This window comes from Halomonas sp. AOP7-E1-9, from assembly GCF_052376035.1.
GTDB lineage: Bacteria > Pseudomonadota > Gammaproteobacteria > Pseudomonadales > Halomonadaceae > Vreelandella > Vreelandella citrativorans.
The window spans coordinates 67,968-88,632 of the sequence record NZ_JBQSVC010000007.1 but is presented as its reverse complement, the minus strand read 5'-3'; the positions used below and the strand labels follow the sequence as shown (position 1 = coordinate 88,632).

Annotated in this window: 17 protein-coding genes and 3 tRNA genes; 15 read left to right on the top strand and 5 right to left on the bottom strand. The window is 54.9% G+C overall.

Annotation, left to right across the window (positions count from 1 at the left end):
• Positions 1-4 precede the first annotated feature (4 nt).
• Positions 5-1,294: a phosphopyruvate hydratase gene (eno, locus tag ACT3R4_RS06345; protein ID WP_087107936.1), complete on the top strand. Its 1,290-nt coding sequence runs from the start codon at positions 5-7 to the stop codon at positions 1,292-1,294.
• Positions 1,295-1,938: 644 nt separating this feature from the next.
• Positions 1,939-3,330, top strand: a complete 1,392-nt coding sequence (locus tag ACT3R4_RS06340) for an L-cystine transporter (RefSeq protein WP_193055333.1) — start codon at positions 1,939-1,941, stop codon at positions 3,328-3,330.
• A gap of 167 nt (positions 3,331-3,497) precedes the next feature.
• Here ACT3R4_RS06340 and fdxA read toward each other — a convergent pair whose 3' ends face one another.
• Both fdxA and mutS read right to left on the bottom strand, forming a co-directional pair.
• Positions 3,498-3,821 carry a ferredoxin FdxA gene (fdxA, locus tag ACT3R4_RS06335; protein ID WP_087107940.1) on the bottom strand — a complete coding sequence of 108 codons (324 nt, stop codon included), beginning with the start codon at positions 3,819-3,821 and terminating at the stop codon, positions 3,498-3,500.
• 157 nt (positions 3,822-3,978) lie between these two features.
• Positions 3,979-6,567 (bottom strand): DNA mismatch repair protein MutS, encoded by a 2,589-nt coding sequence (gene mutS, locus ACT3R4_RS06330; protein WP_193055334.1) that lies wholly within the window; start codon positions 6,565-6,567, stop codon positions 3,979-3,981.
• 148 nt (positions 6,568-6,715) lie between these two features.
• Between mutS and ACT3R4_RS06325 the strand changes: the two genes are divergently transcribed.
• From ACT3R4_RS06325 to ACT3R4_RS06285, 9 genes are all read left to right on the top strand, one after another.
• Entirely contained in the window at positions 6,716-7,249 is a 534-nt protein-coding gene (locus tag ACT3R4_RS06325; protein ID WP_193055335.1) for a CinA family protein, read from the top strand.
• Positions 7,250-7,337: 88 nt separating this feature from the next.
• Positions 7,338-8,399: a recombinase RecA gene (gene recA / locus ACT3R4_RS06320; protein WP_087107947.1), complete on the top strand. Its 1,062-nt coding sequence runs from the start codon at positions 7,338-7,340 to the stop codon at positions 8,397-8,399.
• Positions 8,400-8,404: 5 nt separating this feature from the next.
• Positions 8,405-8,866 carry a regulatory protein RecX gene (locus ACT3R4_RS06315; RefSeq protein WP_193055336.1) on the top strand — a complete coding sequence of 154 codons (462 nt, stop codon included), beginning with the start codon at positions 8,405-8,407 and terminating at the stop codon, positions 8,864-8,866.
• A 170-nt stretch (positions 8,867-9,036) separates the two neighbouring features.
• Complete coding sequence (gene alaS / locus ACT3R4_RS06310; protein WP_441678015.1) at positions 9,037-11,646, top strand: alanine--tRNA ligase; 2,610 nt, start codon at positions 9,037-9,039, stop codon at positions 11,644-11,646.
• A gap of 98 nt (positions 11,647-11,744) precedes the next feature.
• On the top strand, positions 11,745-12,995 hold the full coding sequence (locus ACT3R4_RS06305) for an aspartate kinase (protein WP_087107953.1): 1,251 nt from the start codon (positions 11,745-11,747) through the stop codon (positions 12,993-12,995).
• Positions 12,996-13,187: 192 nt separating this feature from the next.
• Positions 13,188-13,379: a carbon storage regulator CsrA gene (gene csrA / locus ACT3R4_RS06300; protein ID WP_087107955.1), complete on the top strand. Its 192-nt coding sequence runs from the start codon at positions 13,188-13,190 to the stop codon at positions 13,377-13,379.
• 124 nt (positions 13,380-13,503) lie between these two features.
• Positions 13,504-13,596 (top strand) — tRNA-Ser (locus ACT3R4_RS06295).
• Between the two features lie 17 nt (positions 13,597-13,613).
• Positions 13,614-13,690: transfer RNA gene (locus ACT3R4_RS06290), tRNA-Arg, on the top strand.
• 102 nt (positions 13,691-13,792) lie between these two features.
• Positions 13,793-13,869: transfer RNA gene (locus tag ACT3R4_RS06285), tRNA-Arg, on the top strand.
• Positions 13,870-14,004: 135 nt separating this feature from the next.
• Here the strand turns inward: ACT3R4_RS06285 and ACT3R4_RS06280 are convergent.
• Positions 14,005-15,012, bottom strand: coding sequence for a tRNA dihydrouridine synthase (locus ACT3R4_RS06280; protein WP_226913703.1), 1,008 nt, complete (start codon positions 15,010-15,012; stop codon positions 14,005-14,007).
• Positions 15,013-15,138: 126 nt separating this feature from the next.
• On the opposite strand from ACT3R4_RS06280, the gene ACT3R4_RS06275 reads away from it, so the two are divergent.
• The 3 genes from ACT3R4_RS06275 to ACT3R4_RS06265 all read left to right on the top strand — a co-directional run bounded on the left by ACT3R4_RS06275 (position 15,139) and on the right by ACT3R4_RS06265 (position 18,630).
• Positions 15,139-15,396: an OadG family protein gene (locus ACT3R4_RS06275; RefSeq protein ID WP_193055338.1), complete on the top strand. Its 258-nt coding sequence runs from the start codon at positions 15,139-15,141 to the stop codon at positions 15,394-15,396.
• A 91-nt stretch (positions 15,397-15,487) separates the two neighbouring features.
• Positions 15,488-17,296: a sodium-extruding oxaloacetate decarboxylase subunit alpha gene (gene oadA / locus ACT3R4_RS06270; RefSeq protein ID WP_193055339.1), complete on the top strand. Its 1,809-nt coding sequence runs from the start codon at positions 15,488-15,490 to the stop codon at positions 17,294-17,296.
• Positions 17,297-17,307: 11 nt separating this feature from the next.
• Positions 17,308-18,630, top strand: a complete 1,323-nt coding sequence (locus tag ACT3R4_RS06265) for a sodium ion-translocating decarboxylase subunit beta (protein WP_087107962.1) — start codon at positions 17,308-17,310, stop codon at positions 18,628-18,630.
• A 43-nt stretch (positions 18,631-18,673) separates the two neighbouring features.
• On the opposite strand, the gene ACT3R4_RS06260 is transcribed toward ACT3R4_RS06265, so the two are convergent.
• The gene (locus ACT3R4_RS06260; RefSeq protein ID WP_441678012.1) at positions 18,674-19,336 is read right to left on the bottom strand and encodes an IMPACT family protein; all 663 of its coding nucleotides are present in this window, start codon (positions 19,334-19,336) and stop codon (positions 18,674-18,676) included.
• Positions 19,337-19,774, bottom strand: coding sequence for a LexA family protein (locus ACT3R4_RS06255; RefSeq protein WP_087107966.1), 438 nt, complete (start codon positions 19,772-19,774; stop codon positions 19,337-19,339).
• A gap of 268 nt (positions 19,775-20,042) precedes the next feature.
• Here ACT3R4_RS06255 and ccmA point away from each other — a divergent pair, with 268 nt between their 5' ends.
• On the top strand, positions 20,043-20,663 hold the full coding sequence (ccmA, locus tag ACT3R4_RS06250) for a cytochrome c biogenesis heme-transporting ATPase CcmA (RefSeq protein WP_193055340.1): 621 nt from the start codon (positions 20,043-20,045) through the stop codon (positions 20,661-20,663).
• Positions 20,664-20,665: the final 2 nt, after the last annotated feature.

The following is a 20,665-nucleotide window of genomic DNA, read 5'->3' as shown; positions in this document are numbered from 1 at the left end:
TGTCATGACCAAAATTGTAGATATCAGTGCACTGGAAGTACTCGATTCACGCGGTAACCCGACGGTGCTAGCGCGTGTGCGCCTTGAAAGTGGGGCAACGGGCGAAGCCTGCGCACCCAGCGGTGCTTCGACCGGTTCGCGTGAAGCGCTTGAGCTACGTGATGGCGACAAAGCACGCTATCTCGGTAAAGGTGTACTGACAGCTGTCGATGCGGTCAATGGCAAAATCCGTGAGGCGCTGCTTGGTATGGACGCGCGCGATCAGCGCGGTCTGGACGATGCCATGCTGGCGCTGGATGGCACTGACAACAAAGCCACTCTGGGTGCGAATGCAATTCTCGCGGTATCGCTGGCGGCCGCTAAAGCCGCGGCTAACGCCAAGGGCGTGCCGCTTTATGCACACATTGCCGAGCTTTACGGTCAGCCAGGTCAGTACAGCATGCCCGTGCCGATGATGAACATCATCAACGGCGGCGAGCATGCGGATAACAACGTGGATATTCAGGAGTTTATGGTGCAGCCGGTCGGCGCCAAAAACTTCCGTGAAGGCCTGCGTATGGGCGCTGAAATTTTCCACGCGCTGAAGAAGGTACTGTCTGCCAAAGGCCTGTCTACCTCTGTGGGCGATGAGGGTGGCTTTGCCCCTGACTTGGCGTCCAATGCGGATGCCTTGGCTGTTATCAAGCAGGCGGTGGCGGATGCTGGTTATTCGCTAGGCAGTGATGTCACGCTGGCACTCGACTGCGCGTCGTCTGAGTTCTACAAGGATGGCCAGTACAATCTTTCCGGTGAAGGTAAAAGCTACGATGCACAAGGCTTTACTGACTACCTGGCGGGCTTGTGCGAGGACTATCCGATTGTCTCTATTGAAGACGGTATGGATGAGTCGGATTGGGATGGCTGGAAAGCCCTCACCGATAAGCTGGGCGATAAAGTGCAGCTGGTGGGCGACGATCTGTTCGTTACCAATACCAAAATTCTTAAGCGCGGTATAGACGAGCAGATTGGTAACTCGATTTTGATCAAGTTTAACCAAATCGGTTCGCTGTCTGAAACGCTGGACGCCATCAAGATGGCTCAGGATGCAGGCTTTACTGCGGTTATTTCGCACCGCTCTGGTGAAACAGAAGACACCACCATTGCTGATTTAGCGGTGGGCACCTGTGCAGGCCAGATTAAAACCGGCTCCTTATGCCGCTCTGACCGGGTTGCCAAATATAACCGCTTGTTAGTAATTGAGTCAGAGCTTGGCGATGTCGCTTATCCCGGCTTGAAGGCTATCAAGGGTCAATAACGGGGTTTGTTAGCAGCCTTGTAAGAAATGTCTCAAGATTTTGTAAGACATGTCCTACAAAAACCGACGAAAATCGCTCGATATGGGTAGGAAAAATAGAAGTTTTCGTCTAATTTAAGTTTATCTAATTGATTTTAAGTTGTTTTTTATTGAAGGGCAGGCCGCTTAGGCTTGCCCTTTTTGTTAGAAGCCGCCTTGAGATGACGTTGTTATCTGCCACAATGCATTCAGGACAGGGGAGGCAGGGATGCTTTAGACAGAATGCAACGCAATGGGGTGTAAACAGGCACACCGAATGACACACTGAGGTGAATTTCGGTAGGGAAGTGGCCTGAGGAAGTTGACACATGGAGCGGTCAAAGGAAGTGTTTGGAGCGGGCGACCTAAGGGTCGCCTTTTTTTGTGCTTACGTTTTATACCTACGTACGTTGAATACCTGGCAAGAGGGTTGTTCCCGGTGTTTCTTACAACCGGCCGACGCAACCAGCCAAATGATTCCTAGGTTATAAGTAAAATCCATTTTTATTCTTCTTCGCTATTACTTACCATGGCCCGCAGAATTAGCAGGCTATGCTTCTGCTGCTGCGCTTGTCACACGGTACATCGTTGATGTGCCGTTTTTTGTTATTCAGGAGGTGCGTTACATGCATGGGTTGATTGCGATCAACGTGTTGGTCTTTATACTGGCGATTGCACTGCTGGCGCGTTGGCAGCGGCGTGGTGCCAGCCTGTCTCGCGTGGTGCTTGCAGGCCTGGTCGTTGGGGTGGTGCTTGGCGCGCTATTGCAATGGGGATACGCCGGTTCAGAGGTGCTTGAGGGCACCATCGACTGGGTAAACCTGGTAGGCGGTGGCTATGTCCAACTGTTAAAAATGATCATTATGCCGTTGGTGCTGGTGACCATTTTATCTGCTGTTACGCGCTTACATGATGCCAGTGCGCTGGGCAAGATTAGCCTGGGGGTACTTGGCATGCTCATGCTGACAACGGCGATTTCTGCCGTTATTGGCATTAGTATGACTCAGCTGTTTGGATTGTCTGCCGAGGGGCTGGTACAAGGCGCTCGCGAGCTGGAGCGCGGCCAAGCGATTGTCGAGCGCAGTGTTCAGGTGGCAGATCTGACCATCCCACAGCTTCTGCTCTCGTTTATTCCCAGCAATCCGTTTCAGGATTTAGCGGGCGCACGACCCACCTCCATTATCAGTGTGGTGATCTTTGCGACGTTTCTCGGCTTGGCCGCTCTGGGCATCAAGCGTGAAAATGCCGCGATTGGCGGCAAGCTTATCGAAGGCATCGATATTGTGCAGAAGTGGATCATGCGTTTGGTGCGCATGGTGATCCGCCTTACGCCCTACGGGGTACTGGCGTTAATGGCCAAAGTGGTTTCTACGTCGAACCTCAACGATATCTTTAATCTGCTCGGATTCGTCGTTGCCTCCTACGTTGGCTTGGCACTTATTCTGGTCATGCATGCACTATTTTTGATGGGCGTTGGGGTTAACCCCAAACGCTATTTTCAGAAGGTCTGGCCGGTACTCACCTTTGCCTTTACCTCACGTTCAAGCGCGGCCACGATTCCTTTGAATATCGAGGCGCAGGTAGACCGGATTGGCGTACCCCCTGCGATTGCCAACTTTTCAGCCTCCTTCGGAGCGACCATCGGCCAAAACGGTTGCGCGGGGCTTTATCCGGCCATGCTGGCCATGATGATTGCGCCCACGGTGGGGATTGATCCGTTTTCACTGGAGTTTCTGGCAACGCTGGTACTGGTCGTGACGCTGGCCTCGTTCGGCATTGCCGGTGTTGGCGGCGGGGCAACCTTTGCCGCGATTATCGTGCTCTCAACGCTTGATCTACCGATTGCTTTGGCGGGGCTTCTCATCTCGATTGAGCCGTTGATTGACATGGGCCGCACCGCCATCAACGTCAATGGTTCAATGACGGCGGGTACGGTGACCAGTCGTTTGCTCAAGCAGCACGACGCGGCTATTTTTGCTTCCAACGATGACCAGTTGGACGAGCCGAAAGCAGCGTGATTCAACCGACAAATTAAGCAAGCTACAAAAAGCCGCCTTCGGGTGGCTTTTTGCGTTTGTCACGTGCGTTATCCTTGAAGAGGAGGGACAAGCAGATATAAAAAAACCAGCGCGGACGCTGGTTTTTAAGCCGATGGCTAACGACACGGTACTAAAAGCGTGCTGTGTTATCGCTCCAGCTTGTCGATCTTGCCGCTCTTGCCATCCCACTCTTCGGCATCCGGCAAGGCATCTTTCTTTTCAGCGATGTTGGGCCACACTTCGGCCAGCTCAGCGTTGATCTCGATAAACGGTTCTTGCCCATCCGGCAGCTCATCCTCTGAGAAGATGGCTTCGGCCGGGCACTCAGGCTCGCATAGCGCACAGTCAATGCACTCATCCGGGTGAATCACCAGGAAGTTGGGGCCTTCATAAAAGCAATCGACCGGGCAAACCTCTACACAGTCGGTGTATTTGCATTGGATGCAGTTTTCGGTAACGACAAACGTCATCGCGCTATCCCTCTTGCGGGACCGGGGGAGGTCCCGGTCATAGGTCAATCATGAATGGTTATAAAACGGCTGTTTCTTATAAGCTAAAAAGTATGGGCGACATTCTAGTGGCGCCCATACCTCACGGCAAGCACTTGGCTATCTTCTCTTGTACCGGTTACAACAAATCTCGCCATTGATAGACCAATGCCAGCGCCTCGCGGGGCGATAAATCATCAATGTCGGCACGCTCCAGTGCTTCTAAAACCGGATGTGGCGCACTGGCAAATAGATCGTTTTGCTGAGGTGACGGGCTATTGGCAGGAGCCTGTTGTGCCGGGCCTGGGCGCGCCTGATGAGTGTCTACATCGCGCTGTTCCAGGGCAATCAACTTTTCACGGGCGCGCTTGATAACGTGGCTTGGAACACCGGCTAGTTGGGCGACCTGTAAGCCGTAGCTTTGGCTGGCCGGGCCTGCCTCAATGCGATGCATAAATACAATGCTATCGCCATGCTCTGTAGCGGTTAAATGAATATTTTCCACGCCTTCGGCCTGCTCGGGAAGGGCGGTCATTTCAAAGTAGTGCGTAGCAAAGAGCGTCAGTGCCTGCGCCTGCGCCAAGTGCTCAGCGCTTGCCCAGGCCAAGGAAAGTCCGTCGAAAGTACTGGTGCCCCGGCCGATTTCATCCATCAGCACCAGGCTATGCTCTGTGGCATTGTGCAGGATATTAGCCGTTTCGGTCATCTCGACCATAAAGGTGGAGCGCCCACCGGCAAGGTCATCCGAGGAGCCTATGCGGGTGAATATCCGGTCGACAGGACCAATCTCAGCCGCATCGGCAGGCACAAAGCTACCGCTATGGGCTAGCAGCGCGATCAAGGCGGTCTGGCGCATATAGGTCGATTTACCGCCCATATTGGGGCCGGTAATAATCAGCATGTGACGATCAGGCGAAAGCACAACGTCATTGGGCACAAACGGCTTGTCGCTGACTTGTTCTACCACTGGGTGGCGGCCAGCGGTAATGCTAATGCCGGTCGCGTCGCTCAGGGTCGGGCGCACCCAGTTAAGCGCATCGGCACGTTCGGCAAATGCACACAGTACATCAAGTTCGGCAAGCGCCCGGGAAGTGCTTTGTAGCGCCATGAGATGTTCGTTGAGTTCGCTTAGCAGGCGCTCATACAGCCACTTTTCACGGGTCAGTGCGCGTGACTTGGCGGAAAGCGCTTTGTCCTCAAACTCCTTGAGCTCGGGGATAATAAACCGCTCAGCATTTTTCAGCGTTTGGCGGCGGATGTAATCAGCCGGTGCTTGCTGGGCCTGGGAGCGGGGTAGCTCTATAAAGTAGCCGTGCACCCGGTTGTAACCCACCTTGAGGTTGGCAAGGCCAGTACGCTCACGCTCACGTAGCTCCAGTTGAACCAGGTAACTGCCAGCGTTTTCGGCCATACCGCGATGTTCGTCAAGCTCGGCATCATAGCCATCGGCAATCACACCGCCATCGCGGATCACCACCGGTGGGTTCTCGATCAACGCCCGGCTCAACTGGTCGGCGATATCTGGATAGGGGCGAATATGCGGACGCAAATTATCCAGCGTACTGCCGCTTTCTACGCCACCTAACTGCTGCTCAAGTGCTGGCAACGTATTAAGGGCGTCTCTTAAGCGGGCCAGGTCGCGTGGGCGGGCGCTATAGAGCGCGACGCGGGCCAAAATACGCTCTACATCACCCACATCATTGAGTGTGTCGCGTAGCGTCATGTATGCAGCATCGAGGCTTAAAAGCGCCACCCCCGCCTGGCGGCCCTGCACGGTTTCACGCTGGCGTAGGGGGCGATTCAACCAGCGCTTTAAAAGCCGCGACCCCATGGCGGTGGTGCAGGTGTCCAGTACGCTGGCAAGCGTATTGTCCGTGCTACCGCCAAGGTTGATGTCGATTTCTAAATTACGTCGGCTGGCAGCATCAATGACCACCGCATCATCACGGTTTTCAACGCTGAGTGCCGTTACGTGGGGCAAGCGCGAACGTTGAGTATCACGGGCATAGTCAATCAGTACCCCGGCGGCCACCAAAGCGGTGGTAAGGTGGGCGCAGCCAAATCCACGCAGGTCCTGAACTTCAAATTGGTCGCACAGGCTGCGATTGGCGCTTTCCAAATCAAACAGCCACTCGCCCTGGCGACGCAAGCTGCGCTTCTGCGACCACACGTCGGGCAGCGTCAGGCTCTCAGGCACCAGTAGCTCGGCAGGTGAAAGGCGGGTCAGCTCGGCAAGCATTTCGGCTTCGCTCTCGACTTCCAGCACGCTAAAACGCCCGCTGGATAGCTCAAGCCACGCAAGCCCCCAGCGGTCGCTGCCGGGTGCCAACGCGACCAGCACGTTGTCGCGCCGGGCATCCAGGAGCGCCTCATCATGCAGTGTGCCGGGTGTTACGATGCGCACGACTTGCCGCTCAACCGGACCCTTGCTGGTTGCCGGGTCACCAATTTGCTCGCAAATGGCCACGGATTCACCGGTAGCCACCAAGCGGGCCAGGTAGCCTTCGGCGCTATGATAAGGAACGCCCGCCATCGGGATGGGTTTGCCACCGGATTGGCCACGCTGGGTAAGCGTGATATCCAACAGCGCAGCCGCGCGCTTGGCATCATCAAAAAACAGCTCGTAGAAGTCCCCCATCCGGTAGAACAGAAGGACGTCAGGGTGTTCGCGTTTGATCTTTAAATACTGCGTGATCATGGGCGTATTGGGGGGGATGGCCTGTGACATGGGCGTCCTGATTGAGCGTGGCGTAAGCGCATCTCGCTTACGGCATGTTCATTAAATAAAAGCGTTAAATACGTTCTTTGAGCGATTTCGTTGAGAAAGCTAAACGCAGTATTCTACGCTGACTGATATCTTACATGAAGGAGCGACCATGACGCCCAGCATAACGAGCCTAAAAAATCTGGATTTGTCCCTGCTGGCGCAGCGGCTTGGAAAGCTTTGCCAGCAGTTGGATATAGAGGTGACCACGGCAGAGTCGTGTACCGGTGGCGGCATTGCCAGTGCGATCACCTCGGCTGCCGGCAGCTCGGCCTACTTCACAACGGGTTACGTGACGTATGCTAATGCGGCTAAAACGCGGCTGATCGGCGTCTCAGACGTTACACTACACGCCCATGGCGCTGTCAGTGAAGCGGTGGTGAATGCCATGGTGGCCGGTGCCTGCCGTGATAGCGGCGCGCAGTTGGGCGTGGCGGTCAGTGGTGTGGCAGGCCCCGAGGGCGGCAGCGATGAAAAGCCGGTGGGTACGGTGTGGCTGGCCTGGGGCGATGTTAATCACCAGGACGCCAAATGTTTTCATTTTCCCGGTGATCGCCAAGCGGTACGCGAGCAGGCCGTTCGCGAGGCGTTGGCAGGGTTGGTGGCGCGCCTGGATATGCTGGCTGAGGGTCAGGAAGAGAAATAATCGTTAAAAACCACGTTGAGGATTTGTTTAGCGACGAATTTTTGGCATAATACTGGTTAATTATACAGTCTGTGATGAGGGTGTTTGCATGGCTCAGGATGACAACCGTACGAAAGCGCTAAACGCCGCACTTAGCCAAATTGATCGTCAGTTCGGAAAAGGCACGGTAATGCGCTTGGGTGACGCGCCTCGCGTTGTGATGCCGTCAGTATCCACTGGCTCGCTGGGGCTGGATATTGCGCTTGGCATTGGAGGATTACCCTTTGGCCGAGTAGTCGAAATCTTTGGCCCTGAATCCTCCGGTAAAACCACCCTGACGCTTTCCGTGATTGCTCAAGCACAGAAGCAGGGCAAGGTGTGTGCGTTTGTTGATGCCGAGCATGCGCTTGATCCAAGCTATGCGGAAAAACTGGGTGTTAACCTCGATGATCTGCTGGTTTCCCAGCCAGACACGGGTGAACAGGCGCTTGAAATCACCGATATGCTGGTGCGCTCAGGCGGCGTTGACGTGATTATTATCGACTCCGTGGCAGCGCTTACTCCGCGTGCGGAGATCGAAGGGGAGATGGGGGATACCCACGTAGGCCTGCAAGCACGTTTGATGTCTCAGGCGCTGCGTAAAATCACCGGTAATATTAAAAACGCCAACTGTTTAGTGGTCTTTATCAACCAGATTCGCATGAAAATCGGCGTTATGTTTGGTAGCCCGGAAACCACTACAGGCGGTAACGCACTGAAATTCTACTCCAGTGTTCGGTTGGATATTCGCCGCACCGGCTCGGTGAAATCGGGCGATGAAGTCACCGGTAACGAAACGCGCGTTAAAGTAGTTAAAAACAAGGTAGCTCCGCCGTTCCGTCAGGCCGAGTTCCAGATTCTTTACGGCAAGGGTATCTACCATGCCGGTGAGGTGGTCGACTTGGGCGTACAGTGCAACCTGGTCGACAAGGCGGGTGCCTGGTATAGCTATAAAGGCAGCAAAATCGGTCAGGGCAAGGCAAACGCGGCTCAGTACCTTGAAGAGCATCCGGCCATTATGGAGGAGATCGAAAGCCAGATCCGCGAACAGTTGCTTGCCAAGCCTGACCCCAAGAAAGAAGAGGCATCGGCTGCTGATGTTGCCGCCGATGCTGACGACGACCTGCTGTAACGCTTATGTTTGCTTCGTCACGTGATGCCACCCCACGCGACATCGCACTACAGCTGCTATCTCGGCGCGAGTACTCTCGCGCTGAGATAGCGCAAAAGCTAAAACAAAAAGCCGTTGCTACTGCTGACATTGAGGCGTGCCTGGACACCCTTGAAGAGCAGGGGCTTCAGTCAGACGTCCGCTTTGCTGAAAGCTTTATCCGTTCACGCATTATGCGCGGTCAGGGCGTGATACGGATTAAAGGCGAGCTGCGTCAACGCGGCATCAGTCAGGAAATATTGACGGAAACTCTCGCCGCCGTAGAAGAGAATGAAGGTGTCGATTGGTTTGAACTGGCCCGTGATACCCTTTCGCGGCGCTTTTCCTCCCCCGGTGAATCCCCCAAAGAGCGCGCTAAACGTGAGCGCTTTCTAGCGTCACGAGGCTTCGATTTTGAACAAATTCGTTACGCGCTCTCTTGCCTGTAAAGCCTTCTTTCATCACTATTGTGGGTTATCGTTTTCTGACGTCTTTAGCTCTTAGCCATTAACTGCCGCTTTAGTCGTTAGACAACTGCGCTATAATGGCGCTTTTGCGACCCCAGCGGGTAGCGGCGACAGCGCCCTGGGGCATCATGCTTTATTGTTACGGATACCCTATGAGAAGCGCAGAGATCAGACAGGCCTTTTTATCCTTTTTCGAAGAGCAAGGGCATACCATTGTGCCCACAAGCTCTCTGGTGCCAGGTAACGACCCGACATTGCTGTTTACCAACGCGGGCATGGTGCCGTTCAAAGATGTGTTTCTTGGCCGTGACCCACGCCCTTATGTGCGTGCCACCTCGTCTCAGCGCTGCGTGCGTGCCGGTGGTAAGCATAACGACCTGGATAACGTTGGCTATACCGCCCGCCACCATACGTTTTTTGAGATGCTGGGTAACTTCAGCTTTGGCGATTACTTCAAGCGGGACGCTATCCGCTTTGCGTGGACGTTTTTAACCGAAACGCTGGGTCTGCCTAAAGAGAAGCTGTGGGTCACCGTACATATTAGCGATGACGAGGCCGAGCGCATCTGGAAAGATGAAATCGGCATCGACCCGGAGCGCTTCTCCAGGCTTGATGAAGATAACTTCTGGCAAATGGGCGATACCGGCCCCTGCGGCCCCAGCTCAGAAGTCTTCTTTGATCACGGCCCTGACGTATGGGGTGGTCCTCCCGGCAGCGCTGACGAAGATGGTGACCGCTACATTGAGATCTGGAATCTGGTCTTTATGCAGTTTGATCGCGATGCCCAGGGCACGCTGAACCCGCTGCCCAAGCCCTCTATTGATACCGGTATGGGGCTTGAGCGGGTAGCGGCCGTTATGCAGGGCGTGCACTCCAACTACGAAATCGATCTGTTCCAGAATTTGCTCCAGGCGGCCGCCAAGGCGACCGGGCATGCCGATATGGCAACGCCTTCGCTACGCGTTATTGCGGACCATATTCGTTCGTGTGCATTTTTAATCGCCGACGGCGTGCTGCCTTCAAATGAAGGCCGTGGTTATGTGCTGCGGCGCATTATCCGCCGAGCGGTTCGTCATGGTCACAAGCTGGGCGCCACCAAGCCGTTCTTCTATACCCTGGTGGATGCACTGGATGCCGAGATGGGCGATGCCTATCCCGAACTGCGTGAGGCGAGCGCCCAAATTGCCCGTATTTTGCTGAAAGAAGAGGAGCAGTTTGCGCGCACGCTGGACCACGGCATGGGCTTATTGAATACCGCGCTTGAGGAGCTTGATGGTAACGTGCTGTCGGGTGAAACCGTGTTCAAACTGTATGACACGTACGGTTTCCCGTTTGACCTTACGGCGGATGTTTGCCGTGAGCGTGGTGTGACGTTGGATGAAGTTGGTTTCCAGCGCGAGCTTGACGCTCAGCGCGAGCGTGCCCGTGCGGCCAGCCAGTTTGGCGCCGACTACAGCGCCTCTATTGAACTGGATGGCGAAACCCAGTTTACGGGGTATGACCAGCTTGAAGATCAGTCCACGGTAACTGCTATTGTGGATAGCGAAGGCAACGCCCTTGTTACGCTGGAAGCAGGCCAGAAAGGCACTGTCGTATTAGACCGTACCGCGTTTTATGGTGAATCGGGCGGCCAGGTGGGCGATACCGGCTACTTATACGTAGAGGGCGGCCGCTTCGAAGTTACCGATACACAAAAGCAGAACGGTCATCATCTGCACCAAGGCGTGATGATAGAAGGCACGTTGAACGTGGGGGCCAGCGTTCGTGGCGAGGTTGATGCCAGCTTGCGCTCTGCGACCATTCGCAAACACTCGGCCACCCACCTGCTGCACAAAGCCTTGCGCATGGTGTTGGGCGATCACGTGCAGCAGAAAGGCTCACTGGTAAATGCTGAACGTCTGCGCTTCGATTTCAGCCACTTCGAGCCTCTGAGTGCTGATCAGTTGGCAGAGGTGGAGCGTCTGGTTAACGAGCAGATCCTTGCTAATGCGCCGACGTACGTTGAGCAGATGAGCCTGGAGCAAGCCAAGGCCAAAGGGGCTGCGGCGTTGTTTGAAGCCAAGTATGCGGAAAATGTTCGCGTATTGACGATCGGTGCTGACGGCTTTTCGATTGAACTGTGTGGCGGTACTCACGTTGCACGAAGTGGTGATATCGGCTGCTGCCATATCGTCAGTGAAGTAGGTATTGCCTCTGGCGTGCGGCGCATTGAAGCCATTACCGGCGAGAATGCGTTGGCGTACTTCCGCGAGCAGGAAGCGCGCGTGCAGCGGTTGGGTGATCGCTTGAAAACCAAGCCCGAGCAGGTGGAAGCCCGCGTAGAGTCATTGGTCGAGCGTAATCGCAGCCTGGAAAAAGAGCTTGAGCAGTTGAAGGCTAAGCTGGCAAGCGCTGCGGGTAGCGACATGCTGAGCCAGGCGCAGGAGATCGGCGGCGTTAAGCTGCTGGCGACTCAGTTGGAGGGAGTATCCGGTAAGGATCTGCGTGGCGTGCTTGACCAACTTAAAAACAAGATTGGCTCTGGCGTTATTATCCTGGGCGTTGCCGATGAGGCGGCGGGCAAGGTCAGTCTGATTGCAGGCGTGACTCAAGACCTGACCGAGCGCGTTAAAGCCGGTGAGCTGGTTAACCATGTCGCCTCGCAAGTTGGCGGTAAAGGCGGTGGTCGTGCTGACATGGCGCAGGCGGGTGGCAGTCAGCCAGAAGCGCTGGCTGGCGCGTTAAGTAGCGTCCCCGCGTGGCTGGAAAACATACTTAGCTAATCACAAAGGCCGGTGGCAATTATCTGCAACCGGCCTTTTGCTAACTTAATATAACTACTTTCATCCTCCATTCCCGAACGAATAGGAAAAAACGGCATATGGCACTATACGTACAGAAGTTCGGTGGCACCTCGGTAGGTTCTGTTGACCGTATCAAAGCCGTGGCGGAAAAGGTCAAGGGCTTTCGTGACCAGGGCCACCAGGTCGTGGTCGTGGTCTCCGCCATGAGCGGAGAGACCAACCGGTTGACCGATATGGCCAATGCGCTTAACGATGACCCCGCCCCGCGTGAAATGGATATGCTGCTCTCGACCGGTGAGCAGGTAACGATTTCATTGCTCGCCATGGCGCTCCAGCAGGTTGGCGTTGCGGCCACTTCGCACACCGGTGCCCAGGTCGGTATTCATACTGACAATGCTTACACCAAAGCGCGTATTCAGCGCATTGAAACCGAAGACCTTAAGGCTGACCTCGATGCAGGCAAGGTCGTGGTTGTGGCTGGTTTTCAGGGCGTTGATGAAGACGGCAATATCACTACGCTAGGACGTGGTGGCTCGGACACTACCGGGGTAGCGCTTGCTGCGGCACTCGGCGCCGATGAGTGCCAGATCTATACTGACGTTGATGGGGTTTACACCACTGACCCCCGCGTATGCACCAAGGCACAGCGCCTGGAGTGCATTACGGTGGAAGAAATGCTGGAGCTTGCAAGCCTGGGCTCCAAAGTGCTGCAAATTCGTGCGGTAGAGTTTGCGGGCAAGTACAACGTTCCCCTACGGGTACTGTCGAGCTTTGAAGATGGCCCCGGTACCCTAATTATTGCAGATGCTGACCAAGACGAGGACTCCATGGAAGAACCGCTGATTTCCGGTATCGCGTTTACCAAAAATGAAGCCAAACTGACACTGCTGCACACGCCCGATGTACCAGGTGTTGCGTCGCGCATTCTTGGCCCTATCGCTGATGCCAACATTGAAGTCGATATGATCGTGCAGAACGTAGCACCGGCGGGTGACTACACCGACTTTACCTTCACCGTGGCGAAGGGCGACTACAAGACCACCAAGAAGCTGCTTGAAGAAACGGTCATTCCTGACCTGGGCGGTGGTGAGCTGCGTGGCGATGACAATATCGCCAAGGTATCCTTGGTCGGTGTTGGCATGCGCTCTCACGCCGGTGTTGCCTCGAAGATGTTCCGCGTTTTGGCTGATGAAAACGTCAATATCCGTATGGTTTCCACCTCTGAAATTAAAATCTCAGTGGTGATTGATGAAAAGCATATGGAACTTGCCGTTAACGCGTTACACAAGGCATTTGGCCTGGATAAGTCAGATATAGAATCTGAATAACATTTCTGCCTTAAACCTTCTACGCTGAAAAGGTACTCGCTACTTGCCGGTGGTGAGCTTTCTTTCAACGGGAGGTTTGGGTGTCATGGAGTCAGAGGCATTGGTTAGCGCGCCGCTATGCCGCATAATGGCTTAGTGGCGCCTCTGGTGGACACAACCCGTTGTATAAAACGTCTGAGAAGGAGATCAGCCATGCTCATCCTAACCCGCCGAGTTGGCGAAACATTGATGATAGGTGATGAAATCACCGTCACAGTGTTAGGTGTGAAAGGTAATCAAGTGCGTATCGGCGTCAATGCGCCGAAAGACGTGGCTGTACACCGTGAAGAGATCTATCAGCGCATCCAGCGCGAGCGTAGCAGTGAAGAAAGCGAAGCAGAATAAATGGTCGCTTTTATCGCGCCCAATACAGGGCGTATCAACGGTAAGATGAAGCTGGCGCGAAAAAAATCGGCATAGGACTAGACAGCAGTCGCTGAAATCGGTAACATTCGCGCCGTGCTGTTGAGGAGAGGTGGCCGAGTGGCTGAAGGCGCTCCCCTGCTAAGGGAGTATAGGGTTTATAGCCCTATCGAGGGTTCGAATCCCTCTCTCTCCGCCAGCCGCACATTAGAAGATGCGCCCGTAGCTCAGCTGGATAGAGTACCTGACTACGAATCAGGGGGTCGGAGGTTCGAATCCTCCCGGGCGCGCCATCTTCTAACCTGATGTAAGGCGGAAGCCTATAAGTATTTCATTACAAGTATTTAAGCATAAGCACTTCATCATGTTTAGTAATGAGTATTTACATCACTAAAGCGCCCGTAGCTCAGCTGGATAGAGTACCTGACTACGAATCAGGGGGTCGGAGGTTCGAATCCTCCCGGGCGCGCCAGATTCTAAACCCGTTCTCTTTTATGAGAGCGGGTTTTCTGTTTTCTAGCCTGACCAGGGCGGCTCGCGCTTTGGTTTTGGATCGTTTTAAGCGCCCCGCATTGCGAGGGCGCTTTTTTTTGGTCAATGCGCTTGCTTAGTGGCAGCTGACAGCCGCCTCAGGGTGCGCTGTGTCGATGACCAGGCTTTTAAGCAGGGTGTCAAGGTCTGTTAGGCGTTTAACGCGCTGAAAGTGCTGGTTGGCTTCTTCATTGCCCTGACGCATCTGTGCGAGCCACTGCTTTACCAGCGAGACCACAACTCGGTCGGGTAGATGCTGCCGCTGAAGGTGCGCGTACTCCTTGATCACGCTGGCACGCATTGGCCATGTGGTTTCAGGCAGTCGTTCGCCGGTTCGCTGCCAGTGCCGGATACGTGGCGCAAGCCAGGGGTCTGCTAGCGCGCTACGGCCTAACATCACATCTCTGCAGCCTGACAGGGTGCGCGCTTTCCAGTACGCCTCCAGCGTCCATATATCGCCATTGGCAACCACGGGTATCGATACCTGCTGGCGCACTCGGCCGATCCACTCCCAGTGGGCCGGAGGGCGATAGCCTTCATCACGTGTGCGGCCGTGAACAACCAGACGAGCGGCACCGCCTGCCTGGGTCGCCTGGGCGCAGGCGACGGCTAAGCGCCGGTCTGAAAAGCCCAGGCGGATTTTAGCGGTGACCGGAATTTGACCCTCAAGTGCTTCGGAGACGGCCTTCACTGCCTGGTAGACGCGTTCAGGGCGGCGTAGTAACGAGGCGCCTCCATCATGCCGATTAACCAGCTTGGCCGGGCAGCCGAAATTCAAGTCCACGCTGACAGCGCCTAGCGCTAACGCCTGGCGAGCATTTTTAGCCAGCGCCTTGGGGTCAGAGCCAAGCAGTTGCAAATGCACGGGAATGCCGCTGGCGGTCGCAACAGGGCGGTTGGTAAGCTCAGGGCAGTGCTTGTAAAACACTCGGGGCGGGAGGCGCGTGTCGACCACGCGGACAAATTCGGTAACGGTCCAATCAAAGCCTGCCTCACGCGTTAATAAGTCGCGGGTGAGGGCGTCGATAACGCCCTCCATCGGGGCGAGGCCAATTTTTCCGTTTTGTAGTAAATTAACAACCATGACTTCCACTATGGCGCGATTGCGTTTTATGCTGGGTGTGGCAGGTTAGTGTATTACTTTGACGGCGCCAAGGGACTTTTAGAACCCTTTAAGCGTTAATTTATGCTCTACAACAAGAGAGACATTATGCAGAATGCAGAACTACTCCAGGAGGGGCTCGCAATTATGGGGCTTGGGATGGGCTTTGTTTTTGTTTTTCTTACTATTTTAGTCATTAGCGTTACGTTGATGTCAAAACTGTTAGGACGTTTTCAGCCGACGCCTGTGCCGACGTTAGCAGGTACAAAGCCTTCGTCTGCTCCCGCGTTGAGTGGCGAGGACGAGGAAGCGACTGCAGTTATCAGTGCTGCGGTGCATCGTTACCGCTCATTAAAGCGTCACTAATCGGTAATTTTTTAGTCAGCCTATCCCCTTATTTGCCTTTATTTTGTTAGTTTTACTACATATCAATAATTTTAACGTGTGAGCTACTGCTATGAATGAGACAAAACGCCCGCTGGGAATTACCGATGTGGTACTGCGTGATGCCCATCAATCACTGTTTGCGACCCGCTTGCGTCTGGACGATATGCTGCCCATCGCTGAAAAGCTGGATCGTGTTGGCTACTGGTCGCTAGAGACCTGGGGTGGCGCCACCTTTGATGCATGCATTCGTTATTTAGGCGAAGACCCATGGGAGCGTATTCGGGCATTAAAAGAGGCGATGCCCAATACGCCTCAAGCCATGCTACTGCGTGGTCAAAATCTGTTGGGCTATCGCCACTATGCGGATGACGTAGTCGATAAGTTTGTCGAACGGGCCAAAACCAACGGCGTTGATGTGTTCCGTGTGTTTGATGCCATGAATGACCCGCGCAACCTGAAGCGCGCGATTAAAGCGGTTCGTCAGGTGGGTGGGCATGCGCAGGGCACTATTTCCTACACGGTAAGCCCGGTACATACCCTGGATAGCTGGGTCGATCTAGCGACCAATATTGCCGAAATGGGCGCAGACTCGCTGGCTATCAAGGATATGGCGGGGCTGTTAACGCCTTACACCGCATTTGAGCTGGTAACGCGGCTGAAGAAAAATCTGTCTATTCCTGTTCACCTGCATTGCCATGCCACGACAGGACTTTCCACTTCCACCATTCTTAAGGCAGTCGAGGCCGGTATCGATAACGTCGATACCGCGATTTCGTCCATGTCGATGACGTATGGACATAGCCCCACAGAGTCCGTTGTTGCGATGCTCAAGGATACCGACCGTGATACCGGGCTGGACCTTGAACTGTTGGAAGACATCGCGGGCTATTTCCGTGAAGTACGTAAAAAGTACGCTGCTTTTGAAGGTTCGTTACGCGGCATCGATTCGCGCATTCTGGTGGCCCAGGTGCCAGGCGGCATGCTGACCAATATGGAAAGTCAGCTGAAAGAGCAGGGTGCGGGCGACAAGCTGGACGATGTGCTTGGCGAAATTCCTCGTGTGCGTGAAGACCTGGGATTTATTCCGCTGGTGACGCCCACGTCGCAAATCGTCGGTACCCAAGCGGTAATGAACGTGATGATGGGCGAGCGTTACAAGTCCATTTCCAAAGAGGTGCAGGCGCTGCTGAAAGGCGAATACGGCGCGGCACCCGCCCCCTTTAATACCGAGCTTCAAGCCCGCGTGCTGGAGGGCGGTCAGCCGATTACCTGTCGCCCGGCGGATAACCTTGCACCTGAAATGCAAAAGCTGGCGGCAGAGCTTAAAGAGAAAGCCGGCGCCGAGCAGGTACGCTTGGCAGAGGGCGAGTGTGAAATAGATGATGTCCTCACCTACGCCTTGTTCCCGCAAATCGGTCTGAAGTTTCTTAAAAATCGTGATAACGCGGACGCTTTCGAACCTGCGCCCCAGGTGGCTGGTAGCGAGCCTGCCAAGCCTCCGGTGGTTACTCAAGACAGTGCGCCAGAGGCGGCACGTGGCCCTGAAACCTATACCGTAAAGCTCAATGGCAAAGCGTTTGTAGTGGAAGTTTCTGAAGGCGGCGATATTGGCCAGGTGCAAGAGCAGTCGCCTGCGCCTGCGGCGAGCCCCGCCCCGGCGGCCAGCCGTGGTGAAGCCATAGAAGCACCGCTTGCTGGCAATATCTTCAAGGTGAATGTGCGCCCTGGCGACCAGGTAGCGGATGGGGAAGTGGTCATCATTCTTGAAGCTATGAAAATGGAAACCGAAATTCGCGCCAGCAGTGCCGGCACGGTATCGAAAGTCAATGTTAGTGAAGGCGACAGCGTAGCTGTTGGCGACGTACTGATTGAGCTTTAAGGGCCTCGGGAATGGATAAGCTAGTCACGTTATGGGAGGGCTCGGGGCTTTATAACCTTGAGCTTGGCCAGGTGGTCATGATCGGGGTCGGGCTGCTGCTGCTCTATTTGGCGATCCATAAGAAATTTGAGCCGCTGTTGTTGGTGCCGATTGGTTTTGGGGGGATTCTTGCCAATATTCCCGAAGCTGGCCTTGCGATTTCAGCGCTGGACCAGGCCATTGAGGTTGGCAAGCCTGCCGTGCTTCAGCAGGTTGGTGCCGCGCTGGGCGTAATGCTGGATCCTTTGGCAGGTATTGATGCGTGGCGTGAAACGCTCAAAGTAGTTGCCCATGGTGAGGTAGCGCCAGAGCAGCTGCGTGCCGCTAAGGATATTGCGACAAGCGTCGGTTACAGCAATGGCATGCTGTATAACTTCTATTCAGTGGCCATTGCATCGGGTATCGCACCGCTGTTGATCTTTATGGGCGTGGGTGCCATGACTGACTTTGGCCCGCTGCTTGCCAACCCTCGTACGCTGTTTCTAGGTGCTGCGGCCCAGTTTGGTATTTTCGCCACGCTGTTTGGTGCCGTTGTGCTGACCTCCATGGGCATCATGGACTTCTCGCTGAACCAGGCGGCAGCGATCGGGATTATCGGCGGCGCCGATGGGCCAACGTCTATCTATGTGTCCAGCGTGCTTGCTCCAGAGCTATTGGGTGCTATCGCGGTGGCGGCCTACGCGTACATGGCGCTGGTGCCGTTAATCCAGCCACCTATTATGCGGCTGTTAACCACTGAAAAAGAGCGTCAGATAAAAATGACGCAGCTGCGCCCCGTCTCCAGGCTGGAAAAAGTGATCTTTCCTCTCATGCTGTTGATCCTGGTCGCGCTGTTTCTACCCGACGCAGCACCGCTTCTGGGGATGTTCTGCTTTGGTAATTTGATGCGCGAATGCGGCGTGGTAGAGCGGCTTTCGGATACCGCCCAGAACGCGCTGATCAACATCGTGACGATCGTTCTAGGGCTTTCTGTTGGTTCAAAGCTGATGGCGGAAAGCTTCTTGACGGTGGAAACCCTCGGGATTCTGGGGCTGGGTATCGTGGCCTTCGGAATTGGTACCGCCGCCGGCGTGTTAATGGCCAAGCTGATGAACCTAATGAGCCGTATGCCGATTAATCCGCTGATAGGTGCTGCCGGGGTATCCGCTGTGCCTATGGCGGCGCGTGTAGCTAATAAGGTCGGTCTGGAATCCAATCCGCATAACTTCTTGTTGATGCATGCGATGGGTCCAAACGTGGCAGGAGTAATTGGTTCTGCCGTGGCTGCCGGGGTAATGATTAAATATTTGGGATAAATAGACAGGATTGACGGGGAAGCAGAAGTGCCCCATGCACGGCTTACGGTTTACACCGTAAGCCGTTTTTGGTTTCGGGGGCGGGTGCGTTTACCGGGGTAACGTCCAGCGTGCACTTTAGGCGATTTTCCAAGGGGGAAAGGTCGAACGTCTGGTCGCGGGGCCAGCCAATGGTGAGCTGAACACCTTCGCCATCGTAGTTGACGTGTTCAATGGGGATGGCCTTTTCGTCGCACCAGGCGCGGGCGATCGCCTCGCTGGCAAAGGTAAGGCGTAGCGTGTAGGCGTCTCGCTCAATCACTTCACGCGTCGGTAAGGTTTCCAACGCATGGCTGATGGCTTGAGCGTAAGCCCGTGCCAGCCCGCCGGTGCCTAGCTTGGTGCCGCCGAAGTAGCGCGTCACGACACCGCCGATTTCACCCATTTGGCTGCCTTGAAGTACCTGGTACATTGGCCGACCGGCCGTGCCGCCAGGCTCGCCATCATCGGAAAAACCAATCAGTGTTTGCTCCCCAGGCGGCCCAGCAATATAAGCCGTACAGTGATGGCTGGCATTGGGGTGAGCAGCTCTTGCCGCTTCAAGAAGTGCACTAAAAGCGGCCACATCTGGCGCATGGCATAGCCACGCCAGAAACTGGCTTTTTTCGACCTCTATCTCGGCGGTATGCCACTGCGAGGCAGCTAAATCAGGAACTTGATAACGCAATCAGTGCTCCATAAGGCCATAAGAATTGGCAGCAAGGTCGTTGGCACTATCCTGCGCCACACCCATTACCATTCCTAACACTTGAATATCGCAATTGTGCAAAAAGAGATCCGGCGCTTGGGTATCGGCAGGCCATAAATGTACGCCAAAGCGACTGATCGAGAGCTGCTTCAACGCAACAGGTTGCTGATTGATGTGAGCGACGGCGGTTTCTTCGTGGGTATCGCATTGAAAACGCCGAATAATAATGACATCTCCATCAAACAAGTTGCAATCACGCATTCGGTTGCCGCGTATTTTGAGGGCGTAGGTATTGTGCCGCGTTCTGCGTGGTGCTGTTTTAAAGGCGCGTGCCGATTGAATGCCTTTAGGTGCGCAGGACGCGCTGCTCAATACGGTAGAACCGGCGTGAGTTGGTGCTGACATCGATATATTCATAGGAAATTCTCCAATGCAGCGCCCTTTCCCTAGGCGTTTAGTAGTGGCAAGCCAGCAGGTTGTTGGCATGTCTTTTCATACAGTGTTTTAGTATACAGCTGTTTTTGCATACAGTGGTAGTGCTGTTTTTATCCAGTGCCTTTTGCTATTCAAGATGCTGGTCCCGTCGGCACGCTTGGTGCATTCTCACGGCCGCTGCGATTGGCTGGAGATAACGTGGCTTTCCGTGTAGAGTTTTGGCTAACTATCAACCTGTTGGGAGATACCTTTGAGCCTGTGCCTGCAAGCACGACAACTAGCCTGCGAGCGTGATGGGCGCTGGCTATTTGAAGGGCTCGATCTCACGATTCGCAGCGGTGACATCGTTCGAATTGAAGGCCCCAATGGCAGCGGCAAGACCACGCTGTTAAAGCTGCTGGCAGGTCAACTGAGTGATTACCAAGGCGAGCTTTTCTGGAACGGCGCGCCACTTCGCAAGGTGCGTGAACATTATCTGGCCAACCTGCTGTATCTGGGGCATTCGCCAGGCATCAAGGCTGGGCTTTCACCGCTTGAAAACCTGGCCTGGTACCAGGCGCTAAGCGGCGAGCGGGGTAATGAATCGCAGCGCCTGAGCGCTTTGGAGCAAGTAGGGCTTGGCGGTTTTGAGGACGTATTGGTCGGCCAGCTGTCGGCGGGTCAGCAGCGCCGTGTGGCGCTGGCCCGGTTAACGCTGACGCGCCGTCCGCTCTGGGTGCTTGACGAGCCGTTTTCCGCCATTGACCACCAAGGCGTAGCCGCGCTTGAAGCGCAGCTTTCAGCTCACGCTCAAGCTGGGGGGAGCATTCTGGTAACCACTCACCATGCGCTGAATGCTTCGCCCGCCGCTCGCTGTATTCAACTGGGATAAAC

Bases quoted from the DNA above. Each gene is read 5' to 3' on its own strand.
- csrA (WP_087107955.1), top strand. From the start codon at position 13,188: ATGCTCATCCTAACCCGCCGAGTTGGCGAAACATTGATGATAGGTGAT.
- ACT3R4_RS06315 (WP_193055336.1), top strand. From the start codon at position 8,405: ATGTTTGCTTCGTCACGTGATGCCACCCCACGCGACATCGCACTACAG.
- eno (WP_087107936.1), top strand. From the start codon at position 5: ATGACCAAAATTGTAGATATCAGTGCACTGGAAGTACTCGATTCACGC.
- ACT3R4_RS06280 (WP_226913703.1), bottom strand. From the start codon at position 15,012: ATGGTTGTTAATTTACTACAAAACGGAAAAATTGGCCTCGCCCCGATG.
- ACT3R4_RS06265 (WP_087107962.1), top strand. From the start codon at position 17,308: ATGGATAAGCTAGTCACGTTATGGGAGGGCTCGGGGCTTTATAACCTT.
- alaS (WP_441678015.1), top strand. From the start codon at position 9,037: ATGAGAAGCGCAGAGATCAGACAGGCCTTTTTATCCTTTTTCGAAGAG.
- recA (WP_087107947.1), top strand. From the start codon at position 7,338: ATGGCTCAGGATGACAACCGTACGAAAGCGCTAAACGCCGCACTTAGC.
- ACT3R4_RS06255 (WP_087107966.1), bottom strand. From the start codon at position 19,774: ATGAATATATCGATGTCAGCACCAACTCACGCCGGTTCTACCGTATTG.
- ACT3R4_RS06325 (WP_193055335.1), top strand. From the start codon at position 6,716: ATGACGCCCAGCATAACGAGCCTAAAAAATCTGGATTTGTCCCTGCTG.
- fdxA (WP_087107940.1), bottom strand. From the start codon at position 3,821: ATGACGTTTGTCGTTACCGAAAACTGCATCCAATGCAAATACACCGAC.
- mutS (WP_193055334.1), bottom strand. From the start codon at position 6,567: ATGTCACAGGCCATCCCCCCCAATACGCCCATGATCACGCAGTATTTA.
- ACT3R4_RS06305 (WP_087107953.1), top strand. From the start codon at position 11,745: ATGGCACTATACGTACAGAAGTTCGGTGGCACCTCGGTAGGTTCTGTT.
- ACT3R4_RS06275 (WP_193055338.1), top strand. From the start codon at position 15,139: ATGCAGAATGCAGAACTACTCCAGGAGGGGCTCGCAATTATGGGGCTT.
- oadA (WP_193055339.1), top strand. From the start codon at position 15,488: ATGAATGAGACAAAACGCCCGCTGGGAATTACCGATGTGGTACTGCGT.
- ACT3R4_RS06340 (WP_193055333.1), top strand. From the start codon at position 1,939: ATGCATGGGTTGATTGCGATCAACGTGTTGGTCTTTATACTGGCGATT.